This window comes from Vibrio sp. 10N.286.48.B8, from assembly GCF_003050085.1.
Classification (GTDB): domain Bacteria; phylum Pseudomonadota; class Gammaproteobacteria; order Enterobacterales; family Vibrionaceae; genus Vibrio; species Vibrio crassostreae.
On sequence record NZ_PIGD01000010.1, the window covers coordinates 26,341 to 43,267 of the forward strand.

The window sequence follows — 16,927 nt, forward strand, 5'->3', positions numbered from 1 at the left end:
AAACAATAGATATTAATATAAGTCACCGGTATTTACTGAGTACCTTTCCTCTTCAATGACGAAAGTGACTTACGTATCATCGTGCCACCTAACAGCATCGCCAGCCAATACCAACCCATTGAACCACCTGTCTTTTTGATGATTGGGTCTTCAACCAAGCTTAACTCTTTAATCTCATTACTATAAGCAAAGTTCTTAATGGTCACTCTGTCATGCCCTGCGGTCCCCACCTCATCTTTGCTGTACGCAATCATGAAGCTATTGTCTTTAGCTCTCGCCATTGGCAGTTCAACAGTCCCAGATAATTGCCCCGCAAACGCGCCGACTTCAAAGCCGTTAATGTAGATCTCCATATAGTCACGATCTTCTTCAGAAAAGACGGTGAGATCCAAAGACACGGTACCAGCTGGGATTCCGTCAACAATGAATGCGGTGGACTGGCTATTACTAATATCCGGTGAAGCTATCGTATCCCCTTCAACATCCCAAGCTTCTGTGCTGTAAACTGCATTCTTAGGTATCGTGACGAGTGAATTCACTGCATCAGAAACCACATTCGCGCCAATAGCATATGCCTTTGATGTCACCACACCGGCTAATGAGTCGGTTGACAGCTTGATACCAAAATCATGATTACCCACTGAATCTATGTTGTAGCTTACAACCACATCACAGCCTTCATTCGGCGATAGCGTCGTACAACTATTGCTCTTTATGATCGCAGTACCATTGTAGGTTATGGGATCGTCTGTGGCGACAGCTAAAGATACGTTGGTTACTTTAATCTCTTGATCAGATTTGTTCGTAAATTCAAACTTGTGTTCAATTGGGCCCAAAGATCGAGCACCAAGCATCGCTTTAGTTTGGTAACTAAAACCTGCCGTCTTCTTACCTATCCAGTCAGCAAAGTGGCTTATGTTGGTGTAGACACCGTATGCCCTTGGCTGTGCACAACCTTCTCCCCAACTCACAAGACCTAGCTGTTCGTAGTGACCATTGGTGGACAACATGATTGGACCGCCGCTATCCCCGCTACATGAATCGCGTCCGCCTTCTTTGTAACCGGCACAAAAAGCATCAGAGCCAATATCTGAATATCCGTCTCCTTGACCAAGGTTACATTCTCGCTGACTAACTAACGGAACATTCACTTGATGTAACTGACTCGTGGATGAGTATTGCTCTTCTGATGAATTCTGGTTACCCCAACCTATGACAGTTAACATCTGACCTGTATTCAAGTTATCACGAGCATAACCATCGACCAGGTTAACCGCAGACTCCGTGGGCTTATCATTAAGCTCAATAATAGCGATGTCATTACTCGCAGGCTCTTGAGTATAACTTTCATGGGCATAAATTTGCTCAACAGAATAGCGATGCTGCTCTACGTCGGGCGAAGAAAGATCAGAGACACCAATGACAACCTCAAAATCTTGGTTGCTGCTTGCTTCGATACAGTGCGCTGCGGTGAGTACATATCGCTCACCAATGAAACTTGCGCCGCAGAACTGCCCTTCGTAGGCATCCATGTTTTTTGAAACAAGCGCGACCATGAATGGCCAACTACCTTTTGCCGCTTGGTTACCATTGATAATTTGAGGGGAGATATCTGCCAACACCGGCATTGAAGAGAGGCCAACCGCATAAATACTTAATGGCAGCCATTTTGTTTGGATAACTTTCATTACCTAACCTTTCATTTGTTTTAATAATAACGGACAGGTTATTTGATAAAAAATAAATATAAATGGTAAGCACACCAAAATATGGCTTACCTTGAATAGGTTTCAAACATTAGTGAATAGCTAGCTTATTAACTGCATTAACAAATCAAACCTAGCGCCTAACCTTCTGTTTGTAATCAACATATTCAGCACTGAATAATTGCCTAGTACTCGCTCTTCTGGTTTGATTTGGCACTGATTGAAACCAAGTTAGAAACGGAAATCGGAGTTAGCTATAACCGTGAATTCAGATCAATAAAGCCCAGCTGATTTCATCCAGCTGGGCTTTTCTCGTTTAACTAAAGGTGATAGGTTGGCTATCAGTCTTAAGTTAGCGTTAGTGGTATAGCTTACTGATCACCTTTCATCTTCAGTGGTGAAAATGACTTACGTACAGTCGCACCGCCTAAAAGCACAAATAACCAATGCCAAGACAGCGAGCCGCCGCTACCGCCCCCTGAGCTTTTTGCGTTTTGCGTTCCTTCAGACTTAGATATCTTTATCTCATCTGTATAAGAGAAGTTGTTGACCGTAGCTTTGTCATTTCCGGTGGAACCAAACCAATCTTTCACATAGGTAATCATGAAGCTATTATTGGAATCTCTCACCATCGGTAGGTTGACCGAACCAGAAAACTCACCAGAGACACTATCAAGTTTTTGACCATTAATATAAACCTCAACAAAATCATAATCAGCTTCAGACGATGCAGTTAGGTCAAACGAAACTGTACCAGAAGGAATCCCCTCAACAATAAGCGCTGTAGATGTACCGTGGCTAATGGACGGTGAGGACAGCGAATCACCTTCTGTAATCCAAGCTTGTGTGTTGTAGACGCCACTGTTTGGTATGCTTACATATGAACTCACCGTATCCGTTACAGATCTCGCTCCGATTACAGAAGCAGTTGAAGTAACCGTACCTACCAATAAATCAGTGTCAACATTAATACCAAATTCATGTTCACCAATTGAGTTTAGGTCGAAACTAACCACAACTTCACAGCTTTGCCCTGCAGTTAAAATGCTACATCCGTTGTCTGTTATAACAGTATCATTACCTGAAATTGGATAAACACGGTTTACTGCAATGTTTTGATCAGATTTATTTGTGAATTCAAAGGTATGTGAAATAGGCGCCAATAATTTTGCACCAAGCATTTCAATTTGACGGTAACTAAGCCCTGATTGCTGCTCATCAATCCAATCATCAAAGTAGCTAATATTGGTATAGACTCCGTAGGCGTTGGACTGTGCACAGCCTTTACCCCAGCTTACAATGCCCAGTTGCTCATATGTTCCATTTGTCGACACAACGATTGGTCCACCACTGTCACCCTGGCAGGAGTCATAACCACCATCACTGTATCCCGCACAGAATGCATCACTGCCAATTGACGCATAGCCACTGTGAGGAACGCTATTACATTCATACTGATTAACTAAAGGAACGTTGACTTGATATAGTTCACTCTTAGATGCATAACCATCTGATGCGTCCTGATCTCCCCAGCCCATCACCGTTAGCATCTGACCATCATTTAGGTTACCTCGAACATAACCATCAACGAGATTAACCACAGACTCAGCTGGCTTTTCTGCGAGCTCAATAATGGCGATATCATTGCCTGTCGCTGCAGAGTTGTAATATTCATGTACATAAATATTATCAACAGCGTATCTATGTTGTGCGGCTTGAGAGGCAGAAAGGTTTGATACGCCAATCACCACATCTAGATCTTCACGACCATTACCTTCCACACAGTGAGCGGCAGTTAATACATATCGCTCACCAATGAAGCTCGCACCACAAAACTGACCGTCATAAGCGTTCACGTTCCTTGAGACTAGCGCAGCCATAAATGGCCAATTGCCTTGTGTTGCTTCTTTACCGTTGATAATTCGAGCTGAAACATCTGCCAACACCGACGTTGAAGACAGACTCACTGCATAGATACCTAGCGACAACCATTTAGCCTGAACCATTTTTATTACCTAGCCTTTTATATAGTTTAATAATGATGCGCAGGCTATTTTATAAAAACGCAATATGAAACATTGGTTATATTTTTTTGTGATGAAGCTCAAACTAAATGATAATAGTTCTTATCTAATTACTTAATTGTCTTTGAATCCACATCAGATCCAACGCCTAACCTTTTGTTTGTAATCAACATATTCCGCACCGAACAATTGCTCTAGTGCTCGCTCTTCGGGTTTGATTTGGAACTGAGTCATGTACATTACAAATACAAAACTGAGTAAAACGCTGAACAGGTTTTGGAAGAAGTAGCCAAAGCAAAACAGTAGGATGAATAGCCCTAAGTACATTGGGTTACGGGTGTAACCGAAAATACCGCTGTCCACAACTGCCGAGGCGGTTTCGACTTTGATCGGATTAACGGTGGTGTTCTGTTTTCGAAATTCCAATATGCCTGATATTCCAATCACACCACTCAATACAATCCCGATACCGAGTACAACCATTCCATAAGGCAGTGCAATTGCTCCTAGGATCAATTGCTGCGCACAGAAGTACGAGGCTATAAATACAATAATGAAAAGTGCAACGGGTGGTACTTTTAACTCAAGAAATCTCATAGCTTTCCTTATTAACAATTCCATTGTTAGTTTAGAAAAAAGCCCAGCAATTGCTGGGCTAAATGTATTAAATAATTTTTGCGAGCGCTTGTAGTGGGTGGGCAAGCTTCTCACCCTCAAAACGCTTCACTTGGCTTCGACAGGAATAACCCGTCACTAAGCAACGCTCTTTCGGTAAGTCTTGCATCCTTGGCTTCCAACTTAGACCGTATATGTCTTTCGACATTTGCAGCTTATCGACTTCGTGACCGAAAGTACCTGCCATACCACAACAGCCGACAGGAACGCTGGTTAAAGCAGCGCCAAAGTGTTTGAAGATAGCGCCCCACTCTTTTTCAGCGTTTGGCATTTTGGTCTTCTCCGTACAGTGAGCAAACAAGTACCACATTTCTTCGCTTGCAGAACGCGCTTCAAAATCACCGAGCGACGGCATTAACCATTCATGTACGGTAAGCACATCAAAGTCGCCACGCTTGTCACCTAAAATCTCGACGTATTCATCGCGGTAACAAAGCACAAGAGCAGGATCAACACCGACTAAAGGAATACCAATATCAGCCACCATCGATAAGAAATCAGACGTCGATTTCGCCTCACGAGCGAAACGACTTAAGAAGCCTTTTATGTGCAGCGCTTTCCCATTAGGTTTGAACGGCAGTAGTACCGGTGTTTTGCCAAGCTTTTGAGCCAAAGTGACGAAGTCTTCAATCACCTCTGCATCATAGAAGCTAGTAAACGGGTCTTGGACGATCAACACATGCTGTTTCTTCTCTTCAGAAGAGAGCCCTTCTAGATATTGGATATCGAATAGTTGCAGCTCTTTGCTCGCCAGACGATTCTTAAGCGTAGGGACCGACATAAGCGGTGCATCAACATAACCGACTGTTTTCGCTGTTGCGGTTTGTATCCACTTTTGACCCAAGGCAGCATTAACAACCTTTGGCGCTTTCGCCATTAGCGGCAGCATGGTTTCAATGTTGGCGACTAAATAGTCTTTTGCAGGGCGTTGGTAGCGTGAGTAATAAATGTTTAAGAATCGAGAACGGAAGCTCGGAACATCAACTTTAATCGGACACTGGCTCGCACACGCTTTACACGCAAGACAACCGTTCATCGCTTCGTGAACTTCATGCGAGAAATCGTATTCATGGCGTTTGTTCATTGTATTACGAACACGTTCCACCATGGTTTTAACCGGAGTATTGTCCTTCAGCGCTTCTTGCTCTAAATCGAGAATATCGACGCCTTGCTCTGTTAACTGGCGTAACCATTCTCTGACTAAGCCTGCGCGGCCTTTTGGTGAATGACGACGGTCAGCCGTAACTTTCATTGAAGGACACATTGGCGAGCTCGTGTCGTAGTTGAAACATAAGCCGTTGCCGTTACATTCCATCGCTTGCTTGAAGCTGTCACGAACTTGTACTTCGATCTGACGGTCGTAGAAACCACGCTTAGTATCGGTGACTTTCACCAATTCAGCGTCACTTTCTAAAGGCGTACAGATCTTGCTAGGGTTCATCTTGTTATGCGGGTCGAATGCCGCTTTAACGCGTCTTAATTCGGTAAACAGCTCTTCGCCGAAGAAGTCAGGACCATACTCAGAACGGAAGCCTTTACCATGTTCACCCCACATTAAGCCGCCGTATTTCGCCACTAGCTTAACCACTTCATCAGAGACTTCATGCATCAAGGCTTCTTGCATCGGGTCACACAGATCCAATGCTGGACGAACGTGTAATACGCCCGCATCCACGTGACCAAACATGCCGTAATTCAACTCTTTTGAATCGAGTAACACTCTAAATTCAGAGATAAAGTCCGCGAGGTTTTCTGGTGGTACACAAGTATCTTCAGCAAAAGCGACTGGCTTAGCTCGGCCTTTCGCCGCACCTAATAAACCCACCGCTTTCTTACGCATGTTGTAGATTCGGCCAATACTCGCCAAATCGCTACACACTTGGAAACCGATCACACCCGCGTCTTCGGTTTCTACCATGGTTTCAAGTTTTGCGGTCAGCGCTTGAACTTGTTGTTCAACTTCCGCTTCATCTTGGCCTGCAAACTCAACCATGTTGATGCCAAGCATCTCTTTGTTAGGAACATCGGTCAGCAGGTCGCTCACGGTGTGCCAGACGATGTCTTGCTTCGCTAAGTTCAATACTCTTGAATCAACCGTTTCAACAGACAATGCTTTCGCTTCCACCATAAACGGTGCATTACGCAATGCAGAATCAAACGTGTTGTATTTCACGTTAACCAGTGTGCGCGCTTTTGGAATCGGCGTTAGGTTTAGCTTAGCTTCCGTAATGAATGCTAACGAACCTTCAGCGCCACATAGAACGCGAGTCAGGTCAAAGCTATCGTCTTGTTCGTTGATTGCATTCTTTAGATCGTAACCAGTTAAGAAGCGATTCAGCGAAGGGAATTTATCAAGAATTTGAGCGCGCTTGTCTCGACAAACAGCCTCAGTCACCGCAAGGGCATGGTGAGCGAATTCACCTTCAACGGGTAAGCCGTGTGATAAATCAGATTCTAAACATGAACCGTCTGCGAATACCGCTTGTAGCGATAATACATGGTCAGACGTTTTTCCGTACTTCAATGACCCTTGGCCCGAAGCATCGGTATTGATCATGCCACCCAAGGTTGCTCGGTTACTTGTGGAAAGGTCTGGAGAGAAAAAGTAACCATACGGGCGAACAGCGTCGTTCAATTGATCTTTAACGACACCAGACTGAACTCTTACCCAGCCTTCTTTCTCGTTAATCTCAAGAACCTTATTCATGTATCGCGACAGGTCAACCACGACACCTTTTGTTAAAGATTGTCCGTTGGTTCCGGTACCGCCACCACGAGGGGAAAAGGTCACACGTTCGTAAGCAGATTTAGAAACCACTTTACCGATAAGCACAACATCTTGCGTTGTTTTAGGAAGGATGACCGCCTGCGGCAATTGCTGATAGACACTGTTATCAGTCGCCACAGCCAAACGGCTAGAATATTGAGATTCAATGTCGCCAGTAAAGCCCGCTGTTTTTAGTTCATCTAAAAAGCGTACGACAACTGGATCGACATCAGCATTGAGTTGAAGTCTTGGTAACATTTGCTTCCTGCCCCTACTTCGCTGATCCTATCAGCATTGGGTTATCTGAGATTTTTAATAATTTTCTTTGAATTTCGTCACTTTACTACTATTAAGATCATATAAAAAGGTGATCAAATCAGAATCTCAGTGCAAGAATGGAGAAATAGTCACTTTCGTCTTATTTCAGTAGTAATATACTGAATAACATTTTGTTTAAGACATCTCCACGAGCACATCACAATGAAAAAAAACAAAACAGTCACAACTGAAGATATCCTTCTTAAACTATGCCAATCAGTCTCAAGCGTACTTACTTCAGCGACGGCTTCTCAGGTGTCCTATTCAGCCATGGTGCAAAAGATCAACAAAACAAGCCTAAAGCCAGACTTTGGTTGCTTCGTTCTGTTTGACGGCGGCTTTTCTGGTCTTGTTGTTATCAATTTTACGTCCAAAGCAGCGTTAGAGATCTACACCAATTACATGCGCAATATGGGCATGCCTGAAAACGAGCTCGCTGTGCTTCATACTTCAGACGAAGTGGGTGATGTATTGGGTGAGTTGATGAACCAATTGGTTGGTGACTTCACCAATAAAATCCGCAAAGAGCTGCAAACTAACATCACCCAAAACCAACCAAAAATGCTGGCTCTGAACAAGCAAGTAAACCTTTCTGTTGATACCAATCTCGATCGTCCACAAGCTCGTCGTGTGACCTTCTCTACCGCCAATAACAACATCTTCTACCTTGAGCTTGCGATGGATAAGACCGAATTCATTCAATTGGAAGAATTTGAAATCGCAGAAGACGAATGTCCAGATAGCATTCTTGAGGCGACTCAGAAAAAAATGCAAGAAGCGAACAAGCCAGCTCAAAGCTCTGGCAATGACTCTGCAGCAGATCTACTCGATGAACTGGGTATCTAGTTTGCGAAAGCTCTAGTCATTCTAAAAAATCGAGTCACCAACGCCATCAATACTCTTGATGGCGTTTTTGTTTGTGTCACCAAGCCGGCTCGTGCAGTCCAATGTTCACCACCTCACTTGTTCATCAAACCAGTTTTGCCTTTCTGTTACCCGCGAAAACATGTAAAATGTTGGACTTTTAAAAATTTGCGGTACTGATTAAATTGTCGATGGATAAGAAAAAAGCCCTAAAGAAAATTGCCAAGTGTCTTGAGCTTGGAAATTCTGCGAACGTCAATGAAGCTGCCAATGCGATAAAAATGGCGCATAACTTGATGCTGAAATATGGTCTCGAAAAAGACGATATTGAATTTATCAAGATGGGGAAAACTCAGTCCAGTCACCTGTTACCTGCAAATATCAGTTCTACACTGCTGCGCGTTATTCGCGGTATCAACACCAAGTTTGGCGTAGAAGCCGTGTTACTGAATCACAAAGGCCTCAAGCGCGTTGAATTCATTGGTGAAGCCGACCGCGCGATCTTCGCAGCCTTCGCTTTCGATATCATTTATCGCGAGCTGAATGAACACACCGGCCAATTCAGAAATAGCTTTGCTGGCTCTGGCACAGGATCATTAGAAGTAACACGCCGCGTGAACTCGTTTGTTTCAGGCTGGGTTGAAGGTGCACTTGAAAAGCTGCCAACCATTACTCCAGACGACGAATCAAACAACAAGATCAATAACTACATTGATAAAGAATTCAAAAATATCGACCGTGAAACGTTCAAACAGCAACTGAGAGAAGCGATGAAAAACCTCACCGCCGATTATGAAGTTGGTTTGAAGAAAGGTCGTAAATTGTCTGTTAATCGACCAGTTGGCGGTACCCAGGCAGCTAAAAAGATAACTAAATCATAGAGCCACTTTACATTACTTCGGCGTATTGATAAAAACCATCAATAAGATTTACAGGACTATGTTTGTCACTCGGATTCATTCGTTTGATAGAAGTACATGATGGAGAAAATACGTTGAAAAAAATCACACTAGCCCTAGCGCTTACTATCGCTTTAACGGGTTGTCAGGCAACTCAACGCCAAAACGCGACAACTGGCGAATCTGAGACTAACTCTGCAACTCAAGGCGCTCTAATTGGTGCACTTGCTGGTGCCGTTGCTGGTGCAGCTACCGGTGACTCTAAAGACCGTGGTAAACGTGCACTTATTGGTGCGGCAGGTGGTGCGGCTGTTGGTGGTGGTATTGGTTACTATTTTGACCGACAAGAAGCAGCCCTTCGTGAAGAACTAATGAACTCTGGCGTTCAAGTAGAACGTGTTGGTGAGAATCAACTTCTACTTCGTCTGGAAAACGGCATTGGTTTTGATTCTGGTTCTTACGCTTTAGAATCAAGCATTCACAACACACTTCGCGGCGTTGCGCGCATCCTAGTTGAATACCCAGACACAAGCCTAGTGATCGAAGGTCACACGGACAGCACTGGCAGTGAGTCGACTAACCAAATCCTTTCTGAGCGTCGTGCTGAATCTGTTCGTGCATTCTTGATCTCTCAAGATGTAGCAGCAGGCCGTGCCATTGCTCGTGGTAACGGTGAGCGTTACCCTCTATGTGACAACAATACCTCTCAAGGTCGTGCTTGTAACCGTCGTGTAGAAATTCAAATCTTGCCGATTAAGTAGCACGATTAAAGCCCAGTCCGTCTTTATCTATTGAATTAACCTCTATATAGTTGTTTATCAGTTATGTTACTCAATTAACGTAATACTAATAACCAACAACCATAAAGCGTATTCATACTGACATATCGACTCTGGGCTTTTTTACGAGACTTATCTTTTGCTTATCCAATCCAACTTTTTGTCATCGTCACTTCTTAGAACTCTATTTCTAGCCCTCGTTTTTTCCTCGATACTGTTGCCCACCCCACATTTCGTGCACGCAGCAAGTAGTAATGAGTTTTCACTACAATCACAACCTCAAGATCCCATTTCTCAATACCAATTAGCGCAAGCGTATGAATTGGGAACGGATGTGCCTGAAAACATCGACGACGCATTCTATTGGTACTCTCAATCTGCAGATAATGGCAATGCAGATGCACAATTTAAACTCGGCAAGTGGTACTTGGCAGGAACAAGTGTCGAGCAAGATAACAAAATGGCCCTAGAGTGGTTCATCAAAGCTGCACTGCAAGGTAACAAGAGAGCTCCAGTGGAAGTAGCAAAGATCTATGAGTCCTCACTTGAAAAGGAACTACTCCAACCATTAGATGCCGCGCAGCTATGGTATGAAGCTGCCTTAAAAGACAACCCTAATGCAGAAGATGGCTACACCCGTGTTCTACAAGCGCAATTCAACCAGCAGCGCGCAAAGCAGATCTCTTCAATAGAACAGCTCGATGACAGCATCGACTCTGAAATCGACAGCAGTCAGGGGCTATGTCAGCAAGTGCAATCTAGCCAAGCGACACGCTCTAAGCTCTCCAGTTCTAACCTAACCAGCTCTGAATATATGATTGGTGCTGCGTTGGCCGTGTTGATTTCAATCATCAGCATTATTGCGACTCTCGTTATCTCAAGAAAAAGACAAGCTCTAAAGTCGGGTGATTCACGACAGCAACAACAATCACTTGAAGCGCAGCTTAGCTCGAAGGACCTTACGATTAGGCAACAAAAACGCCAGCTGCACACTATGTTTCACGAATTGAAGAAGCAGAAAAACAGCAAAGGTCTGAGTAATTTGCAGGTCGCTTGTGCTCTTTTTGGGTACACACCGAGTTCAATACCTGACCAGAAAAGCATCAAAATTCGATACAAACAACTGTCGAAAATCTATCACCCTGATGGTCATGGATGTGACGAAGAAATGAAACGTTTGAACAATGCGCTAAAAACCATTTTACAAAATGTTACAAAACCGTAAACAAACACACATCTTCATTTTCCTATATCTCAAAGATATCGATTTTATTGGTGTTGCAATCGATCCCCCTCTCAAAAACGGGTAACAAACTATTAACTAATGGGTCTTACTTGTGTCATAATTTGCGCCGAAAATACACCTGACTTAAACAGGTGAGGAGAGAATATGTTCACAATAGAAGGCGTTTGTGATTGGTGCAAAAAGCCAAGCCTAGTTAAAAAACACGACTACCTAGATGGTAAGTGTCATCATGCATGTAAAGAGTGCAATGATATTGCAACCATTGATGTTCGCCAGTTCAATATTGGTGAAATGGAAATGAGAGCAAAACTCTCCCAAGCGACATTGAGATAAGCAACACCGTGAAATATAAGAAAGCGCCTAAGGCGCTTTTTTTGTGCTTGTGGTTTTCTCTCTTCTCTCTTCTCTCTTCTCTCATCTCTCATCTCTCATCTCTCATCTCTCATCTATACAGGTATATACAGTACTTTTCTGTCAAAACCACTGTATACACCTGTGTAAAGCTCACATTTTTTCAACTTATGAGACAAAACAGCAAATTCATTCAAATTTAATTTATCAAATAATTTCAATAACTTAATTACATTTCACCCATAATTCCAGACGAAATCGTCCAATAATCCCGCAAAAAACGCTTGATCTTATAATCAACTAAAACTACTGTATACACATACAGCATGTATATAAGGACAGCAAAATGATTCAAGCACACGTTAAAGCCCAACACTCTAGCCCGCTAGTTCACTGCGCATTTACATCAGTTTCTCGTAAAAGCAAAAATTCAAACGAGGAAGCATTGTTTGCAAGAATGGCGTTGCTGTCCAATCAACACCAGTGGCTACTTTTTACGGCTCAAACACCAAGACCATCGGCTAAGCAGCTTAAGCAACATAATGTTTGCTGCGACCGTGTTATTCATATGAAAGCCTCTCATCAAATGACCGAAGTAGAAACCGTCGAGAAAGCAATCCGCTCTAAGAATGCGAGTGCGATTGTTGCAAGTGCATCGATTGATCAGTTCAGCCAACAGTACCTAAGAACATTAGGATTGCGCTTTCAGTGTGAAGTCTTCTTTATGGATGCAAATTCAGAGCGCATTCACTAATCTAACGTCGCTCAAAAACACAGTCCAAACATACTGCCTTCCCCTGCCCTACAATTCGCCAATTATTCAGCGGATAGTTAGGCGGGGGTTTTTATTTGATCAATAGATTTAGCAATCGTTTGCTTTTTCTCTGGAAGCAAACAGTAGATTGGGTATAATGCCCGTCTAATCATGTGCACACCGCACTTCTCTGTATGACGTTTGATAAAAGATAGGAATGTCTAAATGAGCCTTGCTGATCAAGTTCTTGCCGTAAATGATGACCTACCAATCCGTACTGACAAACCTGTCCACAGTGGCAAGGTTCGCTCAGTCTACTGGTTAACTAAAGAAGATAGCCAACGACTAATTAAAGAGAAAGGCTACGATGTAGCACCAGATGCGCCTTTAGCAATCATGGTGATCAGTGACCGTATCTCTGCATTTGATTGTATCTGGCGTGGTGAAGGGAATCTGAAAGGTGTTCCAGGTAAGGGAGCAGCTCTAAATGCTATCTCTAACCACTGGTTCAAATTGTTTAAAGACAACGGCCTTGCTGACAGTCATATCCTTGATATCCCTCACCCATTCGTATGGATTGTACAAAAAGCTCGCCCAGTCATGATCGAAGCGATTTGTCGTCAATACATCACAGGCTCTATGTGGCGTGCATACGCGAACGGCGAACGTGAATTCTGTGGTATCGAGATGCCTGAAGGCCTAGAGAAAGACAAGAAGCTACCAGAGCTGCTTATCACACCTTCTACTAAAGGGATTTTGAAAGGTATTCCTGGCGTTCCAGAAGCTGATGATGTGAACATCACACGTAACAACATCGAAGACAACTTCGCAGCATTCAACTTCACTCAGGCAAGTGACATCGCGCATTACGAGAAGCTGCTAAAAGAAGGCTTCAACGTGATTAGCCAAGCACTGGCGAAAGTAGACCAAACCTTTGTCGACACTAAGTTTGAATTTGGTTACGTCAACGATGCTCAGGGCAAAGAAAAACTTATCTACATGGACGAAGTTGGTACTCCAGATTCATCTCGCATTTGGGATACTCAGGAATACAACAACGGCAACATCGTTGAGAACTCAAAAGAAGGCTTCCGTCAGTTCCTGCTTAACTACTTCCCTGATGCCGACATTCTATTGAACAAAGAACGTATGCCAGAACGTGAAGCACTAGCTCGTGACAATGAGCTGCCTCTTGATTCGCTAATGTCTCTTTCTCGTACTTACCTTGATATCGCTGCGAAAATCACAGGTGCTGAGATTGTCTTGAGCGAAAATCCTAAGCAAGAGATCATTGATGTTCTGCGCGCTGACTATGGTCTAATCGACTAGTGGCTTAATCGCTTTATCTCAAAGTAGAAAGCTAGAAAGCTCGTAAACACAGGTTTTAGATACTAAAAGGGCCTCAATATTGAGGCCCTTTTTACGTGTGCGTTTTACTAATCCTGAGAGAGGTTATAGGCGAACTGAAGTTACAGCCTAATCGTGAACTCTTCTCCAGAATTACCCGCAATCACTAAATGACTGCGCGATTCAATATACTCGATCTGCTCTTCTTCAAGAGAATATGGCATCACTACTTTGAGCTCATTGATTCCTTCCAGCTTCGCGAGCTTGAGTAAGGTCACAATATTCGACTCATCACTTTTACGCGTCGACATTGATTTCAATGCCATCTGCCATAAACGATCTTCAGGGCTTGCTAGCTCTTTAATGCTATCTCGCCAGACGGTACTGAATACTGGCGCAATTGTGGTGAGTGCTTCCAGAAAAGTCCATTTTTTACTGCATGAGGCGCCAAGAAATGTTGTGTAATCGAACTCTACACGCGTCTCTTCCTGTTTATCCATGATGTCCCCCGACACTTTGGCAACACAATATACTCAATATCTATCAACTCTTTCTTTATAGCAATAGGATATAGAAGAATAGTCTTTTATGACCTTTTGATTGGTTAAAAAGGCATATAAAAATCAAACTTGTAACAAAATAAGCACTGAAAAATCATATATGCACCTATTTGATTAATATTTTAGAGATAAAACTTATCCATCTATTTGATATCAATTATTCGGCTCGCTTTTTTGTACTGAATGCGCCAGCCTGACCATGTCGGTAGCTCCCAACGTTTTGGCGATAACTTTCGACTACCCGATTGATAGTGAACGTAAATCAGCTTTCTCGCGGGCAAGTATTCTACATCGAGTTGCAAGTCGGCAAGGCTCAATGCAAACGGGTATTTTTCCGAAAATTCTGAATAGAGCCAAGTTGGAATGCCATCGAACGGTATGTCTGAGTGGTCAAACATTTCCAATTCGCTGACATCAGTAACCCCTAACACTTCAAGCTGCTCTATAAACCATAGCTCAAAGTTAATGTTCTCAATTTCTGGTGTGTATTGTGTTTGCTCATCGAGACCGAGTTTCACATACAGCTGCCAATGCTTAATCTCTTGAGTGCGAACCTTTGCAAAACCAGGAAGTTGAGCACCACTTACCACGAGATCGACGATAGGCTTTAATGATAGTTGCCCTTCAGCCGCGACAAGCTTGGTTGTAATCGTGCGGCCTGCGTACATCAACGCCATCTCGGTAAAGACGCCATCATCATTCACAACGGTTTCACCTTGCTCCCAATCTCCTAACTCAGCATCAACTATAAGCTCAAGAGGAATAGGTGCAGTGACCGTCGCTAAGGTCAGTGTTTGCTTAACCCCTCTTCCCGGCAAGCTGTGGGTGTCTAGCACCAACATAGCTTGTGCATTGTCCGGGAAACGGTTCTGGCGACCAAGTACCACCTCTAACACTCCATTAGCAAAGGCCTCTTTCCTTTTCAGCCGGCGCACAAACACCAGTTCAGGATGAAGATCCACAATAGTCTTAAGTAGTTCAATGCGTTGAAAACGTGACGCGACTTCTAGCTGAGGAAGTTCAAATACCTCACGCATTTGCTTAGCTAGACCTTGAGCTTCATTCAGTGCCTGTAGGTCTATTTCTAAATGCGGATATTCGCGACCACGCACAATCTGAATTAACAGGCTTAAATCACACCCTTCTTTCTCCTGTTGCGCCAGTGCTTCCAGATGTTCTGCACTGTTCGGTAATTGATACAAGCGAGCAGGCACAGACAACGCCGCTGTGAGATCGACCATCGCTTCTTTGAGTGCTTTGGTTTTGATGCGAGTTACAATGTCTGCATACAAAGCATCAATCGGCAGTGGATACAGCTTTTTGCCGTGCTCGGTAATTTGATGGTCGGCGTTAATCGCTTCCATCGTCAGCAAGATTTGAGTTGCGCTATTTAGCGACTTCTCAGGAATAGGGTCGAGGAAAGATAAACTATCAAGAGTCGCACCACAACATGCCGCCGCCAACATAGGTTCGGTCAGCTCTTCACGCTGCAATTCAGGAGGCGTAACCAATTCTAACGCTGCGTGTTCGCCATACAAACGAACACAAACGCCGTCCATTACCCTACCCGCACGACCCGCGCGTTGTTTGGCACTAGCGCGTGATATGGATTTCAACATTAAGGTGGTTCTGCCGTTGCGTTGAACGGTGCGTCTTTCTAATCCTGAATCTATCACCACACCAATATCAGGAATGGTTAATGAGGTTTCCGCAACGTTTGTAGCAAGGATGACCTTTCTCTGGCCATCACCTTCAGTATTGGTATTCCGACCCGATAACGCTAAATCTCGCTCTTTATCACTCACCGAGGCATGCAATTTAACGACTTGGATATCTGGATTTTTCGCTAAAGCTTGTTCGCATTGCACGATCTCTTTTTTACCCGGCAGAAAAACCAACATATCGCCAGAAGACGCTATCAGTTGATGATTCACCTCTTCCGCGATGCGCTGTTCTAGATGTCGACTATCAGGCAGTGTTCTGGATTCATTCGCTCGGTGTTCAATCTCGACTTGATAAGTTCGCCCTTCACAGCTAATTCGATTCGCATCCAAATAATGAGCAAGGCGTTCACCCTCAATGGTTGCTGATGTGATCACTAAACGATGACTCGCTTTTTGTTTCAGAATCGCCACCAGCAAGTCGATATCCCAGCGCCTCTCGTGAAACTCATCCACCACAACTACATCAAAGCCAGCGAGTCCATCTTCTGATAACCAACGCAGCGCGATACCGGGCGTAACAAAAACAACGTCAGTTTGCTCGTTATATTCCGATTCGAGCTTAATCGCATAGCCCACTTTGCTACCAAGCTTCTCGCCCGATTGTTGTGCGAGATATTTAGCCAGTGAAGTACACGCGATGCGTCTTGGTTCAACCACCAGAACTCGCCCATGTTGGGAAGCCCAAATTGGCAACCGCGTAGATTTACCTGATCCGGTTTCAGCCTCTACTACAAGGTGAGAATTAACGATTTGTTGGTGAAATACATTTTGATAAGCATCGATGGGAAGTAATGACATAAAAAGGGAGCGTCGCGAAAAAGTGTGAGCAAAGTATAACGAATTATCGTGTTGAAATTCGATAAGTGTGGGGCAGAGGTAAGAATATCATTTTGTTTGCTCAGATCGTGGAGAA

At 43.7% G+C, this 16,927-nt stretch carries 12 protein-coding genes and 2 pseudogenes; 8 read left to right on the forward strand and 6 right to left on the reverse strand.

The features are described from left to right. Positions 1–32 precede the first annotated feature (32 nt). The 4 genes from CWO08_RS12975 to CWO08_RS12990 form a co-directional block, all read right to left on the reverse strand. A complete protein-coding gene (locus tag CWO08_RS12975; RefSeq protein WP_102530450.1) occupies positions 33–1,688 on the reverse strand; it encodes a trypsin-like serine protease in 1,656 nt (551 codons plus the stop codon). A gap of 389 nt (positions 1,689–2,077) precedes the next feature. Further along, complete coding sequence (locus tag CWO08_RS12980; RefSeq protein WP_108020593.1) at positions 2,078–3,712, reverse strand: trypsin-like serine protease; 1,635 nt, start codon at positions 3,710–3,712, stop codon at positions 2,078–2,080. A 153-nt stretch (positions 3,713–3,865) separates the two neighbouring features. Continuing rightward, positions 3,866–4,327: an isoprenylcysteine carboxylmethyltransferase family protein gene (locus tag CWO08_RS12985; RefSeq protein WP_108020594.1), complete on the reverse strand. Its 462-nt coding sequence runs from the start codon at positions 4,325–4,327 to the stop codon at positions 3,866–3,868. A gap of 67 nt (positions 4,328–4,394) precedes the next feature. Continuing rightward, on the reverse strand, positions 4,395–7,430 hold the full coding sequence (locus CWO08_RS12990) for an FAD-binding and (Fe-S)-binding domain-containing protein (protein ID WP_108020595.1): 3,036 nt from the start codon (positions 7,428–7,430) through the stop codon (positions 4,395–4,397). Positions 7,431–7,652: 222 nt separating this feature from the next. Here CWO08_RS12990 and CWO08_RS12995 point away from each other — a divergent pair, with 222 nt between their 5' ends. From CWO08_RS12995 to CWO08_RS13025, 8 genes and pseudogenes are all read left to right on the forward strand, one after another. Continuing rightward, positions 7,653–8,336, forward strand: a complete 684-nt coding sequence (locus CWO08_RS12995) for a DUF3334 family protein (RefSeq protein ID WP_017059770.1) — start codon at positions 7,653–7,655, stop codon at positions 8,334–8,336. 209 nt (positions 8,337–8,545) lie between these two features. Further along, positions 8,546–9,235, forward strand: a complete 690-nt coding sequence (locus CWO08_RS13000; protein WP_017059769.1) for a DUF2786 domain-containing protein — start codon at positions 8,546–8,548, stop codon at positions 9,233–9,235. 113 nt (positions 9,236–9,348) lie between these two features. Continuing rightward, positions 9,349–10,014 carry an OmpA family protein gene (locus CWO08_RS13005; RefSeq protein WP_108020596.1) on the forward strand — a complete coding sequence of 222 codons (666 nt, stop codon included), beginning with the start codon at positions 9,349–9,351 and terminating at the stop codon, positions 10,012–10,014. Positions 10,015–10,171: 157 nt separating this feature from the next. Continuing rightward, positions 10,172–10,739, forward strand: a pseudogene (locus CWO08_RS24415) (tetratricopeptide repeat protein); the annotation flags it as partial. Positions 10,740–10,822: 83 nt separating this feature from the next. Next, a pseudogene (locus CWO08_RS24420) lies at positions 10,823–11,257 on the forward strand (hypothetical protein); the annotation flags it as partial. A 165-nt stretch (positions 11,258–11,422) separates the two neighbouring features. After that, the gene (locus CWO08_RS13015; RefSeq protein ID WP_004733419.1) at positions 11,423–11,611 is read left to right on the forward strand and encodes a hypothetical protein; all 189 of its coding nucleotides are present in this window, start codon (positions 11,423–11,425) and stop codon (positions 11,609–11,611) included. Positions 11,612–11,975: 364 nt separating this feature from the next. Further along, complete coding sequence (locus tag CWO08_RS13020; protein WP_017055178.1) at positions 11,976–12,383, forward strand: SulA-like leucine-rich domain-containing protein; 408 nt, start codon at positions 11,976–11,978, stop codon at positions 12,381–12,383. A 225-nt stretch (positions 12,384–12,608) separates the two neighbouring features. Continuing rightward, positions 12,609–13,712: a phosphoribosylaminoimidazolesuccinocarboxamide synthase gene (locus CWO08_RS13025; RefSeq protein ID WP_108020598.1), complete on the forward strand. Its 1,104-nt coding sequence runs from the start codon at positions 12,609–12,611 to the stop codon at positions 13,710–13,712. 140 nt (positions 13,713–13,852) lie between these two features. Here CWO08_RS13025 and CWO08_RS13030 read toward each other — a convergent pair whose 3' ends face one another. Beyond that, positions 13,853–14,230, reverse strand: a complete 378-nt coding sequence (locus tag CWO08_RS13030) for a hypothetical protein (RefSeq protein WP_019821854.1) — start codon at positions 14,228–14,230, stop codon at positions 13,853–13,855. 203 nt (positions 14,231–14,433) lie between these two features. Further along, complete coding sequence (locus tag CWO08_RS13035) at positions 14,434–16,812, reverse strand: helicase-related protein (RefSeq protein ID WP_108020599.1); 2,379 nt, start codon at positions 16,810–16,812, stop codon at positions 14,434–14,436. Between the last annotated feature and the right edge of the window lie 115 nt (positions 16,813–16,927).

Excerpts from the sequence above, each read along its gene's own strand:
- CWO08_RS12975 (WP_102530450.1), bottom strand. The coding sequence starts at position 1,688 with ATGAAAGTTATCCAAACAAAATGGCTGCCATTAAGTATTTATGCGGTT.
- CWO08_RS12980 (WP_108020593.1), bottom strand. The coding sequence starts at position 3,712 with ATGGTTCAGGCTAAATGGTTGTCGCTAGGTATCTATGCAGTGAGTCTG.
- CWO08_RS12985 (WP_108020594.1), bottom strand. The coding sequence starts at position 4,327 with ATGAGATTTCTTGAGTTAAAAGTACCACCCGTTGCACTTTTCATTATT.
- CWO08_RS12990 (WP_108020595.1), bottom strand. The coding sequence starts at position 7,430 with ATGTTACCAAGACTTCAACTCAATGCTGATGTCGATCCAGTTGTCGTA.
- CWO08_RS12995 (WP_017059770.1), top strand. The coding sequence starts at position 7,653 with ATGAAAAAAAACAAAACAGTCACAACTGAAGATATCCTTCTTAAACTA.
- CWO08_RS13000 (WP_017059769.1), top strand. The coding sequence starts at position 8,546 with ATGGATAAGAAAAAAGCCCTAAAGAAAATTGCCAAGTGTCTTGAGCTT.
- CWO08_RS13015 (WP_004733419.1), top strand. The coding sequence starts at position 11,423 with ATGTTCACAATAGAAGGCGTTTGTGATTGGTGCAAAAAGCCAAGCCTA.
- CWO08_RS13020 (WP_017055178.1), top strand. The coding sequence starts at position 11,976 with ATGATTCAAGCACACGTTAAAGCCCAACACTCTAGCCCGCTAGTTCAC.
- CWO08_RS13025 (WP_108020598.1), top strand. The coding sequence starts at position 12,609 with ATGAGCCTTGCTGATCAAGTTCTTGCCGTAAATGATGACCTACCAATC.
- CWO08_RS13030 (WP_019821854.1), bottom strand. The coding sequence starts at position 14,230 with ATGGATAAACAGGAAGAGACGCGTGTAGAGTTCGATTACACAACATTT.
- CWO08_RS13035 (WP_108020599.1), bottom strand. The coding sequence starts at position 16,812 with ATGTCATTACTTCCCATCGATGCTTATCAAAATGTATTTCACCAACAA.